This window comes from Tsukamurella hominis (genome assembly GCF_965137015.1).
Classification (GTDB): Bacteria; Actinomycetota; Actinomycetes; order Mycobacteriales; family Mycobacteriaceae; genus Tsukamurella; species Tsukamurella hominis.
In genome coordinates this window covers 1-21,222 of sequence record NZ_CBCRZG010000025.1, presented here as the reverse complement: position 1 = coordinate 21,222, position 21,222 = coordinate 1, and the positions used below count along the sequence as shown (strand labels likewise).

Sequence of the window (21,222 nt, the reverse complement as noted above, 5' to 3'; positions counted from 1 at the left end):
GACCCCAGCCCCTCTACTTCAGGAACGACAGGTCGAGTTCGCGCATCGCGGCGAACAGGCGGGTGCACCACAGCGCGAGCAGGACGACCGCGAAGATCGCCAGCTTCTCCCCGGCCTCGATGCGGCCGAGGAGCCGCGCCGAAAGCGGGCGGGCGTGGCCGCCGCGGTCGGTGGAGACACGGTCCGCGAGCAGCAGGCCGCCCGCGCCGAAGCTCGCCAGCACGGCGGCGCTGAGCACGATCACCACGAGACGGCCGAGGTCCGAGTCGAGCGCCCCGACGAGGACGACCGCGAGGCCCGCCGCGATGACGAAGCCCGCCACGAAGAACACCGTGGCGTGCACGCGGTCGTCGAGGGTGCGGCCGCGCAGCACGCAGATCACGGAGGTCAGCGCGGCGATCGCCACCTCGCCCCAGAAGTAGTGGCTGTGCGGCACGATCACGGTGAGCGCGGAGACCACGAGGATCCCGGCGATCGCGGCGTAGAACCCGGTGAGCAGCTTGGCCGCGGTGCGGGCCTTGCGCTCGAGGCCGGTGTTCTCCTGGGCGCGCGCCAGCTCCGTCGTGCTCTCGTCGTCGAAGGTGTCCACGTGGTACGCGGCGTCGAGCTCACTGCGGTCGATGTCCTCGCCCGGCGGCGGCAGCGGATCCGGCCGGACGCGGGCGAGCATGAGGGCCCAGCCCTGCGCCCAGTTCGCCAGGAGCAGACCACCGATGACGCCGATCGCTGGGATCGCGGGCCGGCCCAGCGGGGTGTACGCGAACAGCGCGCTCGCGACCACGACCGCGGCGGCGGTGAGGCCGAGCGCGGCGAGCACCGTCGCGCCCAGGCGGCTGGCGCGGCCGAGCACCACCACGCCGATGAGCGCGAAGGTCGACCCCGTGAGGACGTTCGCGGCGGTGAAGGCACCGTCGACCCCGCCGTCCGGGGGGATGAGCACGAACCCGGCGGAGAACAGCACCGGGACCGCCGCGAGTTGCAGCGCGTACGCCACCTGCGGCGCGCGGTACTGCCGGTCCGCGGACAGCGCGGCGAGCACCACGGCGATCGAGGCCAGCGCCGCCACCGGGAACCACCACAGCACACTGGAGTGCTCGAACCAGGCGATCAGCACCAGCGCGGAGAAGACGGTCGCGCCGAGCACCAGCGCGAGGAGCCCCAGCGCCCGTGCCGTCGCCGACTCGAACCGGCGGAAGCGCTGGCGGCAGAACTCCTGGATCGCGTCGGCGGTGCTCTCGATGAGCGGCCGGAAGGTCTGGGTCGAGAAGGTCTCGGCGAGGATCAGCCGGTCACCGTCGAGCACGCCCGCATCGGCGAGGGACTTGTCGCGCGCGAGCGGCGTTCCGCCCTCCCGGGCGAAGGTCCAGGCGCCGGTCGTCGCGAAGTCGTGGTCCGGGAAGATCTGCTCCAGCCCGGGGATCACGGAATCCATCACGACCGACAGCCGCCGGCGGGCGAGCAGGCTCCGCTCGACCGAGTTCTCGCCGACCTCGACCAGGACGCGCACCTGCTCGGGGACGGCGGATCGCCCGGGGCCCGCGTTCTCGGTTCCGGCGGGCTCCGGGGTGATCGGGAAGACCATCTGGCGTCAGCGTCCCTCTGTCGTGCGCACCTGCTGCAGCTCGGCGAGCTTCTGAGCGGCCGGCGGCTCGTAGCCCGAGTTGAAGCCGTCCGCCAGGTCCGCCGCCAGCTCCTCGAACGCGCGGACCGTGCGCTTGCGCAGCAGGTCGATGTCGATCGGCTGGTCCGAGTCGAGGTGCGGGTCGTACGGGATCTCGTGCACGCGGAGCTTCTGCCCGGCGCGGAAGAGCTCGTCGAACTGCTCCACGGAGACGCTGCCCCGGCGCTTGGTGTGGTTGATGACCACGATGGTGTTCGCCAGCAGGCCGTGCCAGCCGTGGTGGCGCAGCCAGTCGATGGTCGCCGCCACCTTGCGCACGCCGCGGGTGGTGGCCGAGGCGGGGAGGATCAGCGCGGAGGAGATCTCCAGCACGCCGGTGCCCGTCTGGGTCTGCAGGCCGCGGCCGGCGTCGACCAGCGCGAGGCTGTAGTGCGGGCGGAAGATCGAGTACAGATCCAGCACGTCGTCGTAGTCGGTGACGTCGCGGCCGTTGAACCGCCACGGCGTCGGCAGCACGTGCAGGTTGGTCGACGTGACGGCGAGGTGCTTGTCCACCTGGTTGCGGTCCGACAGGTCGCTCTGCTGGATCAGCGTGCGCGCGGTCGAGCCGCCCTGGTGCCACGCGGTCACCTGATCCAGGTCGCCGCCGTCGGGGTCGAGGTCGAGCGCGACCACGTTGTCGGCGCGGGTGCGCTCGAGGATCTGGCCGAGGACGCCCACGAGCAGGGTGCCGCCGGCGTTGTCGGCGAAGACGCTGGTCACGTGGAACTTGTTCTTCGGGACGCGGATGCGGTGCACCAGCTCCGCGTGTTCCTGGTCGTTCGCGCTGGGGCCCACGTCGAGGCCCATCTTGCGCAGCCAGGCGCGCCAGCCCGAGACCCGCACCGCGGCGTCCGAGAACCGGATCTGCTGGTTGAAGGACGACGAGGCGGTCGACATCGGCGCGGACAGCGACTCGCCCATCGGGCGCATCGGGGCCTGCTGGTGCTGCGGCACCATCGGCGCGGGCGCACCCTGAACGGGCGCGGGGGCCTGGCCGAAGGGCTGCGGGGAAGCGGGGCGATGGATCTGACCGGAGGCCTGCGCCGACTGGAACTGGCCGGTCGGCGGGACGCCCTGGAACGGGGCCTGCTGGGGCTGGCCGTTCTGCGCCGCGGCGGGGACGAAGCCGTTCTGGCCGCCCTGCCACTGCTGCTGGGGCTGCTGCGGCTGCGGCACGGGCGCCGGAGCCGGGACCGGCTTGGCCGCCTGCGGTGTCGACGGTGCCGCGGGCTCGGCCTTGGCAGCAGCCTTCGGCGCGTCGGGCTTGGGAGCGTCGGTCGTGGCGTCGTCGGCGTCGGCCTTCGGGGCCTCGGCCTTGGGCGTGCCGTTGGTCGGCGCGTCCGTCTTCGGCGCGTCCGTCTTCGGCGAACCGGCCTTGGGTCCGTCCGCCTTCGCGGTATCGGCCACGTCGTCGACGATCGCGGGCTGCTCCGCGGTGGGGCGCTCGTCCGCGGCGATGACGACCGGCGTGGCTGCGGGGGCCGTCGGGACGGCGGCGGATCCGTCGAGGTCGTCGACCCCGGGGAGCTCCGGCTCCTCCCATTCACCGCTCGCGGGCTCGGACAGCGGGCCACCCGTGGGGACGGTCGGACGGACCACCGGAACGGCAGAGTCGGTCGAGGGCAGGATCGCCGCCGCGGAGTCATCCTCGTGACTGCTTTGCGGTACGAAAGGCACCCGAACGTTAGTGGCTGCGTCGCTCATGGACTGCACCTCTCTTGCTGGAAGAATCTTTTGCAGACTAATACATACCCAGGTCAGAGGACCAGTGGGGGTGAGCTATCAGTTTGATGTATCGAACCACCCGCGGCAACCTCCGCGCTCGACGAGCGCGCCGATCCCCTCGGAGAACCGCCGACGGGTTCCGGGACTGAGGGTCACGTCGACCACGCCCCGCGAGCCGCGGTCCGTCGTCGACAGCACGCGACCGGCCGCCGTGTCCATGACCCCGACGGCCCACGCCGCCTGCGTCCGCACGCCACTGGAATCCGCACGGTGGTAGACGATTTCAGCGCGACGCCCGGTGTACCGAGCGGCGTCGACGAGGATGTCGACCGTCTTCGGGGGCAGGTCGTGCTCGCGCAGCCGGCTGCGGATCTCCCGCTCACCGCGGGGCCCGGCGACCTGCGGATCGAAGCTCGCGACGATCTCCGCGAGCTCGGCCTCGTCCAGGGTGAGGGACTCGAAGTCCGCGGCATCGCGCGCGCCCAGCACCCGCCACAGGGGTTCGACCACGGTCGATTCGAAATCCTCGCGATCGGTGCGGAACCCCTGGACGGTGAACTGGTCGTCGTTGCGGAAGGCGACGACCACCAGCTCGTCGCGGCGCACCACGGCCCCGCGGAGCACGGCGTCACCGTCGAAGACGCGGATGGCGACCTCGGCGGCCGGCACCTGGAGGGCGCGCAGCCACTGGCCGACCTGCGGGTCCACGGATCCGTTCGTGGCCACCAGGCCGGCGTCGACCAGGCCGGGCAGGACCGCCAGGTCCACCACCAGCTGATCGTCGGGCCGGTAGACGTTCGGGTGCACGGCCAGCACCACGGGCGCCAGTTCGCTGACGTCCGAGAGCCGCATCAACAGCAGCAGCTCGTCGACGTCCGCGGCGAAGGCGGACAGCTTCGCCGTTTCCTCGCGCAGGACCGCCATGCGCCCTCCTCTTCCGACGCGGCCCGGCCGCCGCGCATGCGGTGGCCGGGCCTCGTCTTGTCGTTCTCAGACGCCGTAGAGACCCGCGGCCTGCGCCTGGCCGGCCTGGTGGATCGTGGCGGCCGTCTGCAGGTTCACGCCGGTCTTGCGGATCGCCATGGACAGGTTCTCGTTGGCCTTGAGGCAGATCTCGTGGACGTGCTGGTAGCTCTCCTGGTCGACGCCCACCCAGTTGCCGGCGTTGAGGTTCGCGGTGTTGTTGGCCGTCAGCTCGGCGATGTTCGCGTCCGCGACGGCGGAGGCCTTGGCGAGGCCGGCCGACGTGGCGTCGTAGCTGGCGTAGGTGACTGTGATGCGCTCGGCGGAAGTCATGCTGTTACCCCTTCAGTGAGATCTGGCGGTCTAGACGACGTAGCCGGTGAACAGGCCACCGGCGTCGCCGTCGGTGCTGGTGATGAGTCCGCCGTTGCGGCCGAGGGCCTCGGCGACGGCCTCGAGCTTCTGCTGCTCGGCGTTGCACACGGCGATGAGCTCCTCCATGTGGGCGGTGGCCTTGTTGGCGGTGTCGCCGTTGTTCGCGGCGCGGTAGGCCTCGGCCGTGGTGCGGACGAACTTGATGTTGGCGAGGGTCGTCGCGGCCACGTCGTGGGTCTTGGCCGTGCCGGCGGCGTGCGAAACGGTGTTCAGGTCGTAGATCTGCGGGGGCATGAGTGTTCCTCCAGTTCAGCGGTGGTCGTGGTGGGCCGAGCGAGTCGTGGGGATCAGCGTCCCTCCCCACTCGACGGGACGTCGACGGGAACGGACTCGTACTCGGGCGCCGAGTCCTGGTAGATCGGCATGGCTGCGGTATCGGGCACGACGATGCGCTCGCGCTGCTTGCCCTTCGACCGCGCGACGGGCGCGCTCGCGCTGGTCGGCAGGACCGGGCGCAGCGGCTCGGCCGGAACCCGCGGTACCGGCGGGGGCGGCGGCGCCACAGTGAGGCCGTCGGTCGACCAGTTCGCGGGCGCGGCCACCTTGGGCAGCGCGCTCGTCCCGGGCTCCACGCGCAGCGCGGACGCCGATCGCTGTGCCTGCTCGCCGCGGGACATCCGTTCGAGCGTGGGCGAGCCGGGGCGTGCGCCGAAGTAGCCGACGGTGCCCGTCCGGTTCTCGGGGTTGACGCCCGCGAGCAGCGCGCTCATCGGCTGGTAGACGACGCCGCCGCCGGTGGCGACGGTCCCCGCACTGACGCCTGTCTGCAGGGCCTGCCCCCCGCCGGAGACGGCGACGCCGACCACGCCGCCCGCGACGCCGGCCGCCGCGCCGCCGGCCCCACCGAGCTGTTGGATCAGGCTCTGGCCGAGCTGCTGCCCGGCGACGGGCCGGACGGCGCTGTTCTCGCGCGACTGGGACGCGGCGGTCGCCGCGTTCGAGGCGGCCTGTTCGGCCCGCTGGGCGTTGACGAGCAACGTCTGGCCGAGCTTGGTGGTGGTGAGCACGCCGCCGGCGGTGCGCATCCAGAGCATGCTGGCGACGGCCTGCGCGCCCTGTGCGGCGAGGGTCATCTTGGTGACCACCGCGTCGCCGACCGACGCGGCGCCCGCGGCCGCCGCGGGGATCGGCACGCCGACCGAGGTCGCGAGAGGCTTCGGCGGCAGGAACGGCTCGAACGTCATGTTCGCGGTGGAGTTCGCGAGGTACACAGCCATCATCGACGCGTTCTGGGCCCACATCCCCGCGTACTCCGCCTCGTTCGCGGCGATCGCCCCGGTGTTCACACCGAGGAAGTTGGTCGCCTGCAGGACCGCGTGCGTCACGTGGTTCGTCGCGATCTCGGGCAGCTGAGCCATGCCGGCCAGGGCCGCCGAGTAGTCGGCCGCCTGCTTGGTGTGGCGGGTGGAGGCGAGGAGCGCCTGGGTGCGCAGTGCCTCGTTGTGCGCGAGGTAGATCGCGACGTTGCGCGTCATCAGCGCCGTCTCCGGCGCCTGCCAGGACGCCGCGAGCCGCGGCAGCAGGGACTGCAGGAAGACCGACCGCGCGCTGACGGAGGCCGCGACCGAGGCCCACGCCGCAGCCGCAGCGGTCGCCGGCGCCGGGCCCGCTCCCGACATCAGGCGCCCCACGTTGACCTCGGGGGGAAGCGCTGGGAAAGTCACGAGGTCACGCTCGTCAGAACTGCACGGCGTTGTCGGCCATGATGTAGGTGGAGGCCACGGCCGAGAGGCTCACGGCGTACTGCGCGACCTCGGCGTGATCGACGATCGACGTCGCCAGGAAATTCGCCGCGTGCGCCGCGGAACTGGCCGAGACCAGCAGCGACACATCGTCGGCACCCGCGGGCACGATCGCCCCAATGGCGCCCGCGGCGCCACCGATCAAGCCCGAGGTGGTGGCGACATTCGCCATCACCTCGTTGGTTCCCGCCAAAAGCTGAACAGGCGCCACGTTCAGGCCCACCTGATCTTCCCTCCGCCTAGATTTTCAAGTTGCAACTAAAACAGAAATGTCAAATTTCGTCAATCCCTAGTTGTCCGAAATTGTCATCCCCAAACATCGTCGTCGGCCTCCGCTTCATCCCTGCGTACGCCGTTCCAGGCCACCTGGACGACGTCCGACGGCGCCCCGCGCCCGGGGTGGAACCGACCGCGACCTGGAGTGCCGAAGCGCTGCCCGCGCTCTCCTGCGATGTTCACGTTGAACTTGTCCGCGGACATCGCCAGCGCCATCGAGCTGTGGGTGTCGAGGTACTGGATCAGCGGGTCGGAACTGGCCTTGTAGAGGTACTCGGCGTCGTTGAGGACGACGATCACGTGGAAGCCGCGTATGACACCGTCGTTCATCAGCTTCACCGTCTGCGTGAGCGGGTTGGTGCGGTCCCCGCGGGCGACGACGGCGTCGTAGTCGTCGATGATGAGGAAGATCTCGGGACCGGTCCACCAGTCGCGGCGCGCGAGCGCCGAACTGTCGGCGCTGTCCGGCACCTTCCGGTAGGTGACCTTCACGGGATCCGTCTCCCCCTCGCCCATCCAGTCGACGAGCTTGTCCTGCCAGCGGCGGAGGAAGTCGTAGAGATCCGAGCCGTGCAGCCCGAGGTTCTTCGGATTGGGTGCGAAGGCGCCGCGATGCACGCGTTTGGGGTCGAGCAGGGCGATGACGCCGTCGTCGATCGTCGGGTACCGGCGGCTGATCGCCTCGATGAGGGTATGCACGAAGGCGGATCGCCCGGAGCCGCTCTCGCCGACCACGTACATGTGCGCCTCGCGACCGAAGTCCGCCATGGCGGGTCCGCCGTCGCTCTCCCGGACGCCGAACGGCAACCGGACGCGTTCGCGGGCGCTCGCCTCGGCGGGCAGCACCGAGAACAGGTCGTCCTGCAGGACCGACTCGGGCAGCGCCAGCAACTTCGGCGCCTCCGCGCCGGAGGTGTTGGCGCGGCGGATCCGGTCCACGACCTCCTCGATGCCGTCGCTGAGGGTCTCGGGCGAGGCATCACCGTCTGCGCGGGGCAGCGCGACGAGGGCGAGCAGTTCCCGGTCCGTGGTGATGACGTGGCCGGCCTTGTCGGGCACCGCCTTGTTCCGCTGCGAGTTCACCACCGACATGTCGTAGCTGGCCGTGGAGACGCGGCCCTCGATGATCGTGTGCATGTGGCTGGCGAGGCCGCGGAGCACGGTGTTGCGGGCCGTGGTGATGACGAAGTGGATGCCGTAGTTCAGGGCGCCCGACGCGAGCGCCTCGAGCACGGCCACCTTGTCCTCGAAGACCCCTCCCTCGGTGACAGCGGCGTCGAAGCCGTCGATCACGATGAAGACATCGCCGAAGGCGTCCTCGGTGATGACCTCCGCGCCGGGGTCGCTGCGCAGCCGCCGGTACTCCGCCATCGAGTTGACGCGGTACTTGCGGAAGAGTTTGACGCGCTGGTCGATCAGGTCGGACATCTGGGAGACGATCCGGTTGATCGCGTCCTCCTCGGACCGCGTCGCGATCCGGGAGACGTGCGGCAGGTCCTCGAGCCGCATCCAGCCGCCGCCCGTGTAGTCCACGACGAAGAACTGCACCTGCTCGGGCGAATGGGTGAGCGCCAGTGAGGTGACCAGCGTCATCGCGGCGGTCGTCTTGCCCTTCTGCGGCGCACCGTAGATGAGCACGTTGCCCTGGCCGCCCGACAGGTCCAGCTCCCACACGGGCTGCTGATGCCTGGCCGGGTCGTCGAAGACGCCGAAGGGCAGCTTCAGCGTGGCGGGGGTGGTCACCTTCGGCGCGACCCACGCGTCCGCCGCGAGCGACGGTGCCAGGATGTCCAGGGTGGTGGAGGTGAGCTCCGGGAGCCACGGCTTGTACGCGGGCCGCGCCGGCGCCTTGGTGAGCAGCTCCTTGACCACGGTGAACACGGTGGGCGCGGCGAGCAGTTCCTCCTCGGTGCGCACGATCTCGTCGTCCTCGACGATCTCGGCCTCGAGGTCGGGGATGTCCACTCGCCGCGCGGTGAAGCCGCGGGAGGAGAGGTCGTCGGCGGTGGGCTGCACGACCTCCCGCGCGACCGGCTCCGGCGCCGCCTCGGGCGCGAAGTAGGGCTTGCCCGTGAAGCCGGCGTAGAACCGGATCAGCTCGTCCTCGTGGAGCGTCTTGATGAGGCCGTTGCCGGGCTTGCCGGGCAGGTTCTTCGCGTCGGGGACGCCGATCACCGCACGAGAGTCGCCGGCGGTGCCGGTGCGAAGAGCGATGTGGTAGTGGATGTTCGACTCGAGGCCGCGTGAGCGCGCCATCTCCGCGTTCTGCGAGGCGAGCAGCAGGTGCACGCCCACGGAGCGGCCGACGCGGCCGATCTGGCTGAAGATGTTCACGAACTCGGGCTTGGCCTCCAGGAGCTCGGTGTACTCGTCGATGAGCACGAGCAGCGCCGGCATGGGCTCGAGGTCGGGGCAGTGGCCGGACTCGCGGGCCTTCTCGTACTCGGTCAGGCCGATGATGTTGAAGGAGGGGTAGCGGGCCGCGGCGCTGTCGAAGAGCTGCTGGCGCCGCTTGAGCTCGCCGGTGATGACCTCCATCATGCGGTCGACCATGCTCTCGGACTTCTCGAGGTTGGTGACCACCGCGGCGACGTGCGGGATGTCCTCCATGCCCTGGTAGGTCGCGCCGCCCTTGAAGTCGACGAGCAGCAGGTTGAGCATCGTCGGCGAGTGGAAGAGGCAGGCGTCGAGGACCAGGCAGCGCAGGAACTCCGACTTGCCGGAGCCCGAGGTGCCGATCATCTCGCCGTGCGGGCCGGTGCCGCCCTGGCTGGCCTCGCGCATGTTGAGGAAGATCCGGGTCCCATCGGGCGCGAAGCCGATCGGGAAGTTGAGCCGACGGGGATCGTCGAAGCGCTTGATCCGCTGCCAGAAGTCGACGACGTCGATCGCACCGGGATCGTCGACCTGCACGAGGTTCGCCCAGTCCCGGCCGGTGTCCTGGCGCTCCTTCGACAGCAGGGAGGCGGTGGTCTCCAGTTCCCACCGGGCGAGCTTGCGCGCGGTGGTGTGCGCGTCGATGAGGTCGAGGTCGTCGGCCCGCGCGATCTCCTTGGGCGCTTCCAGCGGAAGGTCCGAGTCCCACCGGGTCACGATGCCCGTCGGGTCCACGTTCAGCAGCACGGCGTGCGGGAACGCGTCGATCACGCCGTCGGGCGGCGACATCAGGATCCACGTGACGTCGGCGAGCGAGGCGATCGCCTGGTCCGTCATCCTCGCCCGCTCAGCGGATTCCACGATGACCACGGTGTGCCGAGTGCGTCCGGTCACCTCGGATTCGGTGGTGAACGGCCGGGAGTAGTCGACGATGCGGTCCGACTCGGCGACGGGCTGCTCGTCGCCGCCGGCGAGTTCCTCCAGGAAGTCGGTCCAGTTCCCGTAGATCATCCGGCGCGATCCCAGGGCGTCGATCAGCGACGGATGCTGCGCCTGCGGAAGCCATTTCAGGTACTCCCACCGGCCGCCGTCGGGCGTGTCCGCCACCACCGCGACGCGCAGCCGGTCCGGGCCGTGCGTGATGGCGAGGTGGTTCAGCATGGCGCGCACCATCCCCGCCGACCGCTCCGGATCGCCGCCCACGCCCAGGACGGGCACGGTGCGCAGCGTGAAGGCCAGCGGCATGTCCGCGATGGTCGAATGCGTGTGCAGGAACTTCACGGTCTCGGTCCACTGCACGGGGTCCAGGAACTCCCCGTCGGGCGCCTCGGGCGTGAGCAACTTCGCCTTCGGCACGATGCGGCCGCGACCGTAGCGCGCCGCGGTGAACCGGGTCTTGCGCTCGGCGTCGCCCCCGTTCACCTCCCACATCCGCTCGGTGCCGATGAGCGACGCCACCACGGCCGGGTCGGGATAGGCGTGGGCGAGCGCGTCGAAGTAGTTGCGGCCGCGGGAGAGCGCCTTCTCGCGCGAGGTGCCGATCGAGCGGCTGGCCTGCTTGCGGTCGTGCAGCAGCTGCGCCTTCGACTTGTTGCCGCTGCCGCCGGGGCCCCCGCCCATGTACGCGAACATGCCGAACAGCAACATCATCGGCATGAGCAGCATGACCGGGTTGAAGCCGCGGTTCATGCGGATCATCATGAACAGCATGCCGAGCACGGCGACCACCATGATGACGGGCATCATCACGGTGCGCCACTTGCCGGGCGGGTCGACCTCGTCGATGGTGTCCGGGGTGCGGACCTCCACTTCCTTCTTGACGACCCGGGGCTCCTTCTTCGGGTGGAGCGGGGGCTCGAAGACCTGCCTACTCACTACTTCCCCTTCGGGTCGAACGTCGCGACGACGGGGTCCTCGGCGCCACCGTCGTGCTTGATGGATGCGCTCGCCTTCGAGAGCGTGGGCCCCTGCGCGAACAGGCTCACGATCGTCCACGGCGCGGGCACCGGATTGCTCAGGCCCAGCGCCTTCGCGGACGAGCCGGGGTCGTTCGAGCCCTGGTCGTCGATGCCGTACCGGATGCCGGTATCGGCGATCCAGAACTCGCCGCTGTGTTCACGGGAGTCCTTCGCGGAGCCTGTGGCGTAGACGTACCGCCCGCTGTTCGCCGGCAGGTAGACGTCGTCGGCGATGGTGCCCGCCGAGCCGGGCGCGCCGATGAGCGCGATCCGGGCGACGCTCTGCTCGGCGGTGAGCGGCAGCGTGCCTGCGACCAGCACCTTCTGCTCGGCGGTCGGCGCCTCGCCGTCGTGCGACCAGGTCATGCAGGTCACGGGGTCGCTCGTCGCGTCCTCGATCCGCACCTTGCCGGCCGGGAAGTGGTCGACGGCGATCCGCCCGCCCACCTTGGGCCATTGGTTCGCCTTCGACGCCTCGGTCTCGACGACGCCGCTCTTGACGGGCGAGACGGTCTGCAGGATCGCCGCGGCGGTCTGGCTGACCTGCTGGATGCCGTCGGCGGCAACCACGTAGTAGGTCCAGCCGCCGTCGACGGTCGCGACGCGCAGGGTGGTGCCGACGAGCAGCTTCTCGGTGTTCGGGAAGCGCACGGGCTTACCGAGATCCGTGATCTGCGGGACGTCGATGGGCTCGCGCGCGGCGAGGGCGTTGAACAGCCCCGGCGACATGGGGATCACCCGCTGGTCGATGGAGATCCCCAGTGCCTCGCGGATCGCGGAGTTGCCCAGGTCCAGACGCGAGCGGGCCACCACCCCGTCGTCGGAGTAGACGAGCCAGGTCTGGTTGTCGAAGGCGACGACGCGGGCGCGGTCGCCGGTCAGCTCGTCAGTGCCGTCGGCGGGAGTGAGTGCGCCGCCGATGACGGTGACCTTCACCGCCGCGGTGGCGGTGGTCGGCAATCCGGTCGATGGGTCGAGCGGCACGGCCGAACCGGTGGCGGTGCTGTCGCAGACGGCCCACTGGGACAGCCGGCTAGTGGAGTTGCGGATCACGGTGGGGGCGTAAGGGATGCCCACCATGGGGCCGCGGGGCAGCTTCTCGATCTCCCCGGACTTCGCGAGCACCGGCTTGGCGGGCGATCCGATGATGAGCTGGCCGGAGACCACGTTGGGGATCGGGCTGAGCGCGTCGCCGACCTTGACGTAGAGGGCGCCGGTCTGGCTGTCCTGGATGATGTCGCCGTCCCCGACCTTCCCGGCGGGGAAGATCACGGCACCGATCACGCACCCCAGCATCACGACGAGCCCGACGGCCAGTCCGATGTACAACGGCGAGCCCTGGAACTTCTTGACGTCGTCGATCCAGCGCGTGTCGCGGCGCACCAGCGCCTCCTCGTTGCGCCGCTGCAGGTACGCCTCGCCCGACTTCTGGTATTTCGAGGTCAGCCGGAACCCCCGGACCCGCTCCTGCAGGCCCGATTTCGGGTTCGACGGATCCGGAGTCATCTCAGCCATTCGATTCCTCGTGCCAACTCGTCTCCAGGAGATGCCATTGCGACCACGGGAAGTTCGGCGACACCCGCAGGGTCTCCTCGTAGGCCAGGCGCACGTCCTCGAATTCGAGGGTGCGCAGCAGCGTCCGCTTCTCCTCCGACGAGAGCGACGACCGGTCGATCGCGCTGACCCGGAAGTCGCGGAAACCCCGTGCCGACGAGATCACGGTGCGCATGAAGCGGGCGTTCGACATCAGGTCGATACCGGAGCAGAGGCGGCCCTTGAGGTCGAGAGCGCTGACCTCGGCGAGCCGCTTGTTGTGCTCCTCCAGGTACTCGCGCACGCCGACGCCGAGGCTCTCCCGGCTCTTCGCGGCGACGGACTCCGCGATCTCCACCAGTTCGTCCGCCGTGAAGGAGCTGAACGAGATCCGCGTCGGGAAGCGCAGCGGGAGGCCGGCGTTCACCTGCAGCAGGCGGTTCATGTCGTCGTCGTAGCCCGCGAGCACCACGACCACCTTGTCGCGCAGCGGCTTGTCGCCCTCGTTCTCGATCCGGGCGAGCAGTGCCTCGAGCGCCTCCCGACCGAACCGGGAGGCCTGGTCCTCGCCGTCTCCGGCGACGAGGCCGTACGCCTCGTCGAGGAAGAAGAGGCCGCCGCGGGACTCGTCGACGAGCTTGTTGGTGCGGATGCCCGCCTGGCCGACGTAGCCGGTCATCATGTCGCTGGGCTGGTGCTCGTAGACCTCGGGCTTGGCGATCACGCCGAGGCCGTAGTACAGCTTGGCGAGAATCCGCACGCCGGTCGTCTTACCGGTGCCCGGCGGGCCCGTGATGATCGCGGAGAGCCGCATCTCCTCCTCGCTGTACTCCTCGCCGAGTTCGTCGCTGAGCTCCTTGCGTTCCCGGTCCATCTCCACCTTCGAGGCGAGGCGGCGGATCTGCGACTTCACATCGGGGCTGCCGACGAGCGCGTCGAGCTCGCGCCACGCGTCGGCGAGCACCACGTGGCGCTGCCGGTCGAGGCTCTCCTGCTCGATCTCCTGCGCCGTGGTCCCCGAGTCGGGATTCCACGGGTCCGAGCGGGTGTTCATCGACTGCGCCGTGACCACTTCGAGGGAGCCGCCCGCGGCGGCGTGGTCGAGGTCCGGGCGCGAGGAGATCCAGGCGCGGGCGTCGCGCAGCAGCTTGGCGGCGCCCTCCTCGTCGCCCGTCGCCCGGAGCGCGTACGCCTGGGTGACCAGGAGACTCGCCTGCACCAACTTGAAGTCCTCGGAGGCGAGCGCGGTCTTGGTCGCCGAGAGCGCCTGGTGGGCGTCGCCGGTGCCGACCAGGGCGCGCGCCGTGAGCGCGGTGACCCCCAGCTGCCAGAAGCGGACCGCACCGTCCGTCTCGGCGGACACCCAGAGCGGCTCGCGACTGTCGGCCACCGTCGAGAGCACCTCGGGCCACCGGTGCGCGAGCCCGAGCAGGCAGATCCACAAGTAGCGCAGATAGTTCCGCTGGGCGGGCGAGTCGGCGCTCACCTCGCGCTGCAGCCGCGTGAGCTCCGCGGCGGCCTCCGTGAGCAAGCCGGCCTGGGCGAGGATCACCGCGGCGCCCGCGCGTGCGTAGATCACGTCGGTGACGGGCATGCCGAGCTCGACGACCCCCATGTGCACGGGGATCTTCAGCCCGAGAGCGCCTTCGGCGGGGTCGACGACCATGCCGTTACGGCGCAGTTCGACGCCGAAGTTGCGGGCCGAGTTCAGCAGGCCGCGGGCGGCCGCGGGATCGCTGAGCTGCGATCGGTCGACGGCCATCAGGCCGATCCATGCATCGCACATCGTGGGGTCGGCCTCGACTGCCAGACGGAACGCCTGGGCCGGTTCGCGGGTGTCGGTCCGGGCCGCGAGCGATCGCAGCCCGAGCGAGAAGTACCGCTGGGCAGTGGGATTGGAGGTCGTCATCGTTCTTGCTCGGAGTCCTGATCCTGGCTCGAAAGGAACCGTGCGTAGGTCCAGGCGTACACCGCCGACTCGATGTCGTGGTGCGCCGCGGCGAGCGTGGCGACGAGGATCGCCCGCTCCAGCATCCGGTCGCGCAGGCGGGCCGCCTCCGGTGCGGATGCCGTGAGATCCGCGGCCGACGCCGGCGTCCGGTCCAGGACCAGGGCGTCGCCGAGCGCCCGCTCGTCGGCGTGAAGCTGCTCGAGGACCGGGGGCGGCACCTCGTCGCGTTCGTCGAGGAAGCACCGGGCGTCGATCCGCGCGGCCTCGATGCCGATCGCGTGTTCGGGTGCGATCGGCTGCGTCTCCAGGTCACGGATCAGCGCCCGCGCCTGCCGCTCCGCCTGATCGCGGTCGAGTGACCGGATGTGCTGCAGCCGCGCAGGCGAGACGGTGGCTTCGAACCGGCTGCGCCCACCGGGCAGCACCGCACCGGGCCGGTGCACGCCGACGATGTTCTCCTCGCCGATGACGGGCGCGTAGGCGCGGCTCTGGTGCGTGGTCGCGACGGCGGTGAGCGTGTACCCGTCCTGCTCGGCGTACGCGATGAGCTGGCGCACGGGGTCGTCGATCGACGCCCAGCGGTAGCCCCTGGGCACGTTCCAGAGCACGCGGACGCCGGCGGGGATCACGACGCCGGGCGGGAGCCAGCCCGCGTCCGACGTGGTGACGGCCATGATCGTCTCCGCATCCTTGACCAACAGGCCTGCGGCCCAGTGCAGCCCGGAGTCGGGTCCGTGGGGGCCGCCGCGCAGCGATCCGAGGATCGAGGCGACCGCGTCGTGCACCTGCTGCACGACCGGCGACACCTTCTTCCGCAGCACCAGGGGCTCCGTGCGGCCCAGGATGGCCGGACCGGTGGCGAGCACCGGCGCAGGCTTGACGGGCGCCTTCTGCTCCTCCACCTGCTCCTCCGGGCTGGGGCCCCGCTCCACCGGCGCCGCCGTCTCGCTCGCGGCAGCGGCCGTCTCGTCGGCGGCCGCGGTGGGCTCGGCCTCCCGTGCTACGGCGGAGCTCTCCACCGCCGCCACGATCGCGGCGGGCGCCAGATGAGCGGGATCGACCTTCTTGGCGTTCGCAGCCTTGAGCAGGTCCGAGAACTTGACCGGACCGGATTTCCGCACCGGCTTCGGTGCGGGAGCAGGGCGAGTCCTCACGGGTTCGGCGGTCGCCTCCGCGACCTCCACCGCCTGCACGGCCTCGTCCGGGGCGGCGGTCTCGCCGTCGTCCGCCGGCTCGTCGTGGGCGGCGTCGTCCTGCACGGCGAAGCCCTCCACCGGAGCCTCGTCGTCGGCCTCAGCCGTGTCCTCGTCGGCCTCAGCCGAGTCGTCGTCGGCCTCCGCGGTGTCGTCCGCCGGTTCCTCGCGGGCGGTCTCGCCCGTCACGTCGGCGTCCTCGGACACCACGTCCGCGAGATCGTCGGCCGCGGGCCCGCCTGTCGCCGCTTCCGCATCGTCTGCAGCCGGTACCTCGTCGGCAACCGGAACGTCGTCGGGCACCTCGTCGGCCAGGTCATCGAGGACGACGTCGGCGTCGGCGTCGGCGTCGGCGATCGCGTGGTCGTCCTGCTCCTCCGGCGCGAGGAGTTCGTCCGCCTCGGCGTCCAGTTCGTCGGCGAAATCGACGTCGTCATCGGGTGTTTCGTCGCCCGGCGCCGGGGTCTCGTCGACCTCCGTCTCGTCGACGTCGATGAGGTCGTCGGCACCGTCGAGCTCCGCGAGATCATCGGTGTCCTCGACGTCGGAGGTCGTGGCGGGTTCCCCGGCATCGTCGTCAAGCCGGGCCGCCGCGTCCGCGTCCACGCCGTCGATCGCGTCGTCGGCCTCACCGGACAGCTCCTCGACCACCTCCGTGGGCTCGGCCTCGGCGGAGTCCTCCACCCGAGCGACGAGCTCGTCGTCGGCGGGCCTGTGGGCGCCCGGCGTCACAGCGGCGGCCTCGGGCGCGGGCACCGTCGGCAGGGCCCCCGAACCACCCCACTCCGTGCCGGGAACGCGTCCGAACGAGAGGAAGCCGTCGTCGTTCGCGTCCGCACGGGAGTCCTCGCTCTCGGGCCGGAGGCCGCCGACTGCCCCGGCCAGCGGCAGCGCGGCGCCGAACTCGGCGCCGAGCGCGTCTCCGCTCGCCCCTGCCACGATCTCGGCAGGCGTCGCGGGGAGCGGCAGGAACTGGGTCGGCGCGACGACCGGAATCGGGCCGCTGCTGGGTCCCGGCACCGCAGCCGCCCCTGCGGACGGTGTGCGCCCGAGCGTGAGGAAGCCGCCGGCCAGGGGCTGCGGCACCACCGGGACCGCGGCATCGTCGGAGGGCACGCCCACGAACGGGGCGCTCCCCAGCCCGAGGAAGCCGTTCGAGATGACCGGCGCATCGGCGGCGGCCGCCGGCGGCGCATCGGCCTCGCCCGAGGCTTCCGCGACGACGTCGTCCACGGCGATCTCATCCGCGTCCGAGGCCTCGTCGGCGTGGGGGACGGCGGGCGCAGGCGTGCGGCCGAAGGCCAGGAAACCGCTGTCCGTCGTAGCCTCGTCGCCGGAGTTCGCGAACGCGTCATGTGCAGCGGCCGCGGCGGGCTTCTCCGCCGAGACCACACGCTCAGCGGCCGCGCCGCCGTTCACGACGTCGTCACCGTTCGCGGCCTCCTCGTGACCGTTGGCAACGTCGCGACCGTTCGCGACGGCATGACCGTTCTGGTCGGCGCGGGAGTTGCGGATCGCGTACCCGTTGCGGGCGTGCCCGTTCCGGGCCACGCGGCCGTTGCGCTCCGCGGCCTCGGCGCTGGCCCCGGGTACCCGGCCGAACGCCATGAACCCGCTGACAAGGCCGACCGCGGGCTTCTTCGTCGAGCTCGCGGTCTCGGGCGTGACCATCTTCTCCGCCACCTCGGCAGCGCGCGCCCGCGCACCGGCGATCAGCTCGGCGATCCGGTCAGCGGGGTCGACGCCCGCCTGCGCGGACTGGAGCTGTGCGGCCTCGATCTCGGCTTCGACCTGGTAGACGATCTCCGACTGCTCGAGGTTCACCTGCTGCAGGCTGCGGGCGAGCTCGCCGAGCGCGTGCGAGACGTGGACCAGCGACTCGCCGACGCGGACGATGCCGATGAAGCTCTGCGCCCACTTGCCCGTCTCGGACTCGAGGAACTCGGAGACGTCGACCTCCGCCAGCTGCGCGGTGGCGGTGGTGCCCTCGCTCGCGACGCGGAAGGCGTAGGACGATGCCTGGGCGGCGGACAGCGCCCGCGACGCGAGGTCGTCGGGCGTCACCTCGTCCTCCCAGATCCCTTCCAGGAGGACGTCGGCGTGGGGGGTATCAGGGCGATCGATCACTTCGACACCTCACTTCATGCCGGGCGCGGCGCGGCCGCGACGAACGACGTGCTCACGACGAAGCACTCACGGTCGACGGGGTCTCGACCCACAGCGACGAGCGCGGCGAGGAACCACCGTCGCCCCCTCGACCGGACCTGCCCGCCGCGGTGAGGGCCTCGGCGGCCTCGAGCTCGGGCACGACGTCGTCGATGAGATCCTCGATCGTCACCACGATCCGCTCGCCGTGCGAGCTCGTGAAGCCCACCGAGGAGCTGATCGACGTCACGGTCGATCGCAACTGCGCCGTCGCGATGGCCGCACGTGCCTCAATGGCCCGCGAACCGGCGCTCTGGCCGAGGTTCGCACCGGCGTCCTTGTCGGAACTCAATGCCACCCTCCCGTCCTGCCCAGCCAGACGGCACACACGTACCGACTGAGTTCGTTGTCGCAAAAGAATGTACCACTCGCATTGCAACTGCACTTCTTTGAAGTCACCCTTGTTGGATTACAAGACGACCAGGTCAGGCCCCACAGGATCGTGATCGACAATTCTGGTTGTCGATCACGTTGTGCACGGTCACAGGTCGATGCCCTGCGCAGCGATCCCGGTTCTTCGCGCACCGTCGGGGCGCTTCCGCGCGAATCGGCTAGAACACGTTGCAGCGGAATCGAGTTTGCGAGAGGTGACCTGGTCGGAGTGGGAATCGCCCCTCCGCCGGCGGAGAACCGGGCACCACCCCAGCTCCGCGCGCGGGTCATTCGTGAGAGTTCACACCGACTGCGAGAATTCAAGTTCAGTAATTTCCGGCGCTCCGCGCTCGGGACATGAAAGCACCGGCGTCGCCTCGGACTACGCCCCCGCGGGGCTGTGCCAAGCTGTCCACCATGAGGAGATTCCGGCGGATCGCGCTCGCCGCGCTATTGACCGCGGCCCTGACCATCACCGGGTGCGCGACCGTCGTCGACGGCACCGCACAGCCCGACCCGAGCTCGGCCGCCCGCCGCGACACCGGCGGCTACCCGACGGCGCCGCGGCAGGTGCCGGAACGAACCGATCCCAACGACCGGCGCGTGCAGGCGAGCTACGAGCTGTCCGGCCACCTCATCGCTCCGCCCGAACTCGACAAGACCTTCAACTGGCCGGCAGCGGCGTCGACGCCGGTCCTCCCGTCGACCGTCGCACTCGGGATGGTCTTCGGAGTCCCGCTGGTGACCGCGCTGTCGCAGAACGAGAGTTACGTCGGCGGCGCCGTCTCGGCGCGTCAGACGGCGCTCATCGAACGCGCGCAGCCGAATACCGCGCGCATGAGGACCGGCGTCATCCGATACCGGACCGCCGACAACGCGACCGCCGCGGCCCGGGCCGTGCGCGAGGCCGTCGGCTCCCATCAATCCGCGCCTATCCCCGAGCACGCCGACGCATTCCTCGGGACCAGCCTGCTGGACCACGACCTCACGAAGGTCTGGTGGATGCCCTTCCAGGACTACCTGCTCGTGATCGGCTTCGGCAATGTCGCCGATGCGGCGGCAGAATCCCTCGCGAAGTCCTGGATCGACCGGCAGACGACGGCGCTGCGCGCCGTCACCGCGACACCGGAGCAGATGCTCGCGCTACCGCCGGACCGCGATGGCATCATGTCGCTGACCCTGCCGGACGTCATCCGAACGGGCGACGGCGCTCAGCTCGCCCTCGGCTACCTCGCTCCGCAGGCCTGGGCGAACGCCGCGGCCGACGACTGGCTGGCCACGAAGACGCTCCTCGAGCGCGCCGGCGTCGACCTCATCGCCGCCGCCGGCTCGACGGTGCGGCGCGCGCGTAGCGCCGCCAGTGCGCGGTACCTCGCCGACGCGTATTGGACGGGCGAGGACGGCGGCTCGGGCAACGGGACCGAGGAGCGTCCTGCCGCGGGTGTCGTGGATTCGCGCTGCGCCTCGTTTATCACCCGCTCCAACGGCGACCCGCGCAAGGCCTACACCTGCAGCTTCACGGCGGGTCGCTACTACGTCTCCACCGGCGCGGTCAGCACCCTCACCCAGGCGCACCAGCAGGCGGCCGCGAGCTACCTGATGGTCAAGGACGCGAAGTGAGCGATCAGGCGATCGCGCGGGAGACGGCGCCGAGCGGGTCGGTGTAGACACCGTCGAGCGCGGCGGCGCCGGCGGCCTGCTGCTGCACGCGCCCACCCGCGCCGCTCACCCGGACGGACCGGCCGGGCTCGGCCGAGGTGGCCTTCAGTGCGGCGGAGACGTGCGGGAGGATCGCGGTGTGGTCGGTGAAGGCCTGGCCGCCCAGGATCAGCCGGTCCGGGTTGAAGATGTCGGCGACCAGCGCGGCGGCCTCGCCCAGCACCCGGCCGCGCTCAGCGACGATGGCCCGCGCGGTCTCGTTGCCGCCGTCGGCCAGCTTGTGCAGATCCGCGATGGTCCGGACCGGAAGCTTCTGCGCGCGTGCGGCGTCCACGACGGCGGTGTCGGTGACGGCGTCCTCGAGGCGGCCGGTGCGCTTCGGATCGAGCAGCTCGACGTTGCGCGTCGGCAGGTGGCCGATCGTGTGCGGGCCCGACTTCGGCGAGTGCACGGCGCCGTGCAGCGCCAGCGCGACGCCCACGGTCTCGCGACCGTAGAAGTACAGCGTGGAGCCCTGCGACTCGTACTCCTCCGAGAGGTGCAGCTCCGCGGCGGCCATCGCCTCGACGTGCGGGGCCACCGTCACGGGCAGGCCGATCGCGCCCGAAAGGCGTTCGCCCAGAGCGACGTCCTTCCAGCCGAGGCGCGGGTGGTCGGCGACCACACCGCGGTCGTCCACGCGGCCGCCGATGGCGACGCCGGCGCCCAGAACGGTACGGCCGTCCCAGCGGGCGAGGAAGCGCCGCGCGCTGGTGGCGATCACCGACAGCACCTCGCCGGGCTCGCCGCTCTCGGGCGTGGGGATCTGGATGGCGCCGACGACCTTGCCGGCGACGTCGTGCATGGTCACCGTGCTCACGCGGAAGCCGATGTGGATGCCCAGGGCGACGGGGCCGTTCGGATCGACCTCGAGCGGCAGTCGCGGCCGGCCGACGACGCCGCTCGCCGCGCGGTCGGCGCGCTCGCGCACCAGACCGGCCTCGATCAGGGCCGTGACCTGGCGGTTCACGGTGGCGGCGGACAGCTGGGTCTCGCGCACGATCTCGTCGCGGAGCACCAGGCCGCCACGACGGATCACCCGCAGCACTGCCGCGGCGGGCTTCTCCGAGACCCGCAGCTGCGGGGCGAAGACGCGGGCGGGGGCGGCGGTGCGGGCCGGACGCTCGGTGGT

At 71.0% G+C, this 21,222-nt stretch carries 14 protein-coding genes; 1 reads left to right on the top strand and 13 read right to left on the bottom strand.

The genetic code is table 11. The annotated features are described in order from the left end of the window. Positions 1-13: 13 nt before the first annotated feature. The 12 genes from eccD to ACM9LD_RS21690 form a co-directional block, all read right to left on the bottom strand. Complete coding sequence (gene eccD / locus ACM9LD_RS21745) at positions 14-1,582, bottom strand: type VII secretion integral membrane protein EccD (RefSeq protein ID WP_415678617.1); 1,569 nt, start codon at positions 1,580-1,582, stop codon at positions 14-16. Positions 1,583-1,588: 6 nt separating this feature from the next. Then, the gene (locus ACM9LD_RS21740; protein ID WP_415678616.1) at positions 1,589-3,262 is read right to left on the bottom strand and encodes a MinD/ParA family ATP-binding protein; all 1,674 of its coding nucleotides are present in this window, start codon (positions 3,260-3,262) and stop codon (positions 1,589-1,591) included. Between the two features lie 183 nt (positions 3,263-3,445). Continuing rightward, positions 3,446-4,312 carry an ESX secretion-associated protein EspG gene (locus tag ACM9LD_RS21735; RefSeq protein ID WP_415678615.1) on the bottom strand — a complete coding sequence of 289 codons (867 nt, stop codon included), beginning with the start codon at positions 4,310-4,312 and terminating at the stop codon, positions 3,446-3,448. A gap of 66 nt (positions 4,313-4,378) precedes the next feature. Beyond that, entirely contained in the window at positions 4,379-4,684 is a 306-nt protein-coding gene (locus ACM9LD_RS21730; protein WP_415678614.1) for a hypothetical protein, read from the bottom strand. Between the two features lie 30 nt (positions 4,685-4,714). Then, positions 4,715-5,020, bottom strand: coding sequence for a hypothetical protein (locus tag ACM9LD_RS21725; protein ID WP_068523434.1), 306 nt, complete (start codon positions 5,018-5,020; stop codon positions 4,715-4,717). Between the two features lie 53 nt (positions 5,021-5,073). Then, positions 5,074-6,450, bottom strand: a complete 1,377-nt coding sequence (locus tag ACM9LD_RS21720) for a PPE family protein (protein WP_415678613.1) — start codon at positions 6,448-6,450, stop codon at positions 5,074-5,076. 13 nt (positions 6,451-6,463) lie between these two features. Further along, complete coding sequence (locus tag ACM9LD_RS21715; RefSeq protein WP_415678612.1) at positions 6,464-6,751, bottom strand: PE domain-containing protein; 288 nt, start codon at positions 6,749-6,751, stop codon at positions 6,464-6,466. Between the two features lie 83 nt (positions 6,752-6,834). Next, positions 6,835-11,055 (bottom strand): type VII secretion protein EccCa, encoded by a 4,221-nt coding sequence (gene eccCa, locus ACM9LD_RS21710; RefSeq protein WP_415678611.1) that lies wholly within the window; start codon positions 11,053-11,055, stop codon positions 6,835-6,837. Continuing rightward, entirely contained in the window at positions 11,055-12,653 is a 1,599-nt protein-coding gene (gene eccB / locus ACM9LD_RS21705) for a type VII secretion protein EccB (protein WP_415678610.1), read from the bottom strand. Before eccB ends, eccCa begins: the two co-directional genes overlap by 1 nt. Continuing rightward, complete coding sequence (locus ACM9LD_RS21700) at positions 12,646-14,580, bottom strand: AAA family ATPase (protein ID WP_415678609.1); 1,935 nt, start codon at positions 14,578-14,580, stop codon at positions 12,646-12,648. Before ACM9LD_RS21700 ends, eccB begins: the two co-directional genes overlap by 8 nt. Then, positions 14,577-17,942, bottom strand: a complete 3,366-nt coding sequence (locus tag ACM9LD_RS21695; RefSeq protein ID WP_415678608.1) for a hypothetical protein — start codon at positions 17,940-17,942, stop codon at positions 14,577-14,579. The genes ACM9LD_RS21700 and ACM9LD_RS21695 overlap by 4 nt, the downstream gene beginning before the upstream one ends. Before the next feature lie 52 nt (positions 17,943-17,994). After that, on the bottom strand, positions 17,995-18,318 hold the full coding sequence (locus ACM9LD_RS21690; RefSeq protein WP_415678607.1) for a hypothetical protein: 324 nt from the start codon (positions 18,316-18,318) through the stop codon (positions 17,995-17,997). A 491-nt stretch (positions 18,319-18,809) separates the two neighbouring features. Between ACM9LD_RS21690 and ACM9LD_RS21685 the strand changes: the two genes are divergently transcribed. After that, positions 18,810-20,012 (top strand): DUF7373 family lipoprotein, encoded by a 1,203-nt coding sequence (locus ACM9LD_RS21685; RefSeq protein ID WP_415678606.1) that lies wholly within the window; start codon positions 18,810-18,812, stop codon positions 20,010-20,012. 4 nt (positions 20,013-20,016) lie between these two features. Here ACM9LD_RS21685 and ACM9LD_RS21680 read toward each other — a convergent pair. Beyond that, the coding region (locus ACM9LD_RS21680) for an ROK family transcriptional regulator (RefSeq protein ID WP_415678605.1) at positions 20,017-21,222 on the bottom strand (1,206 nt) is incomplete at its 5' end.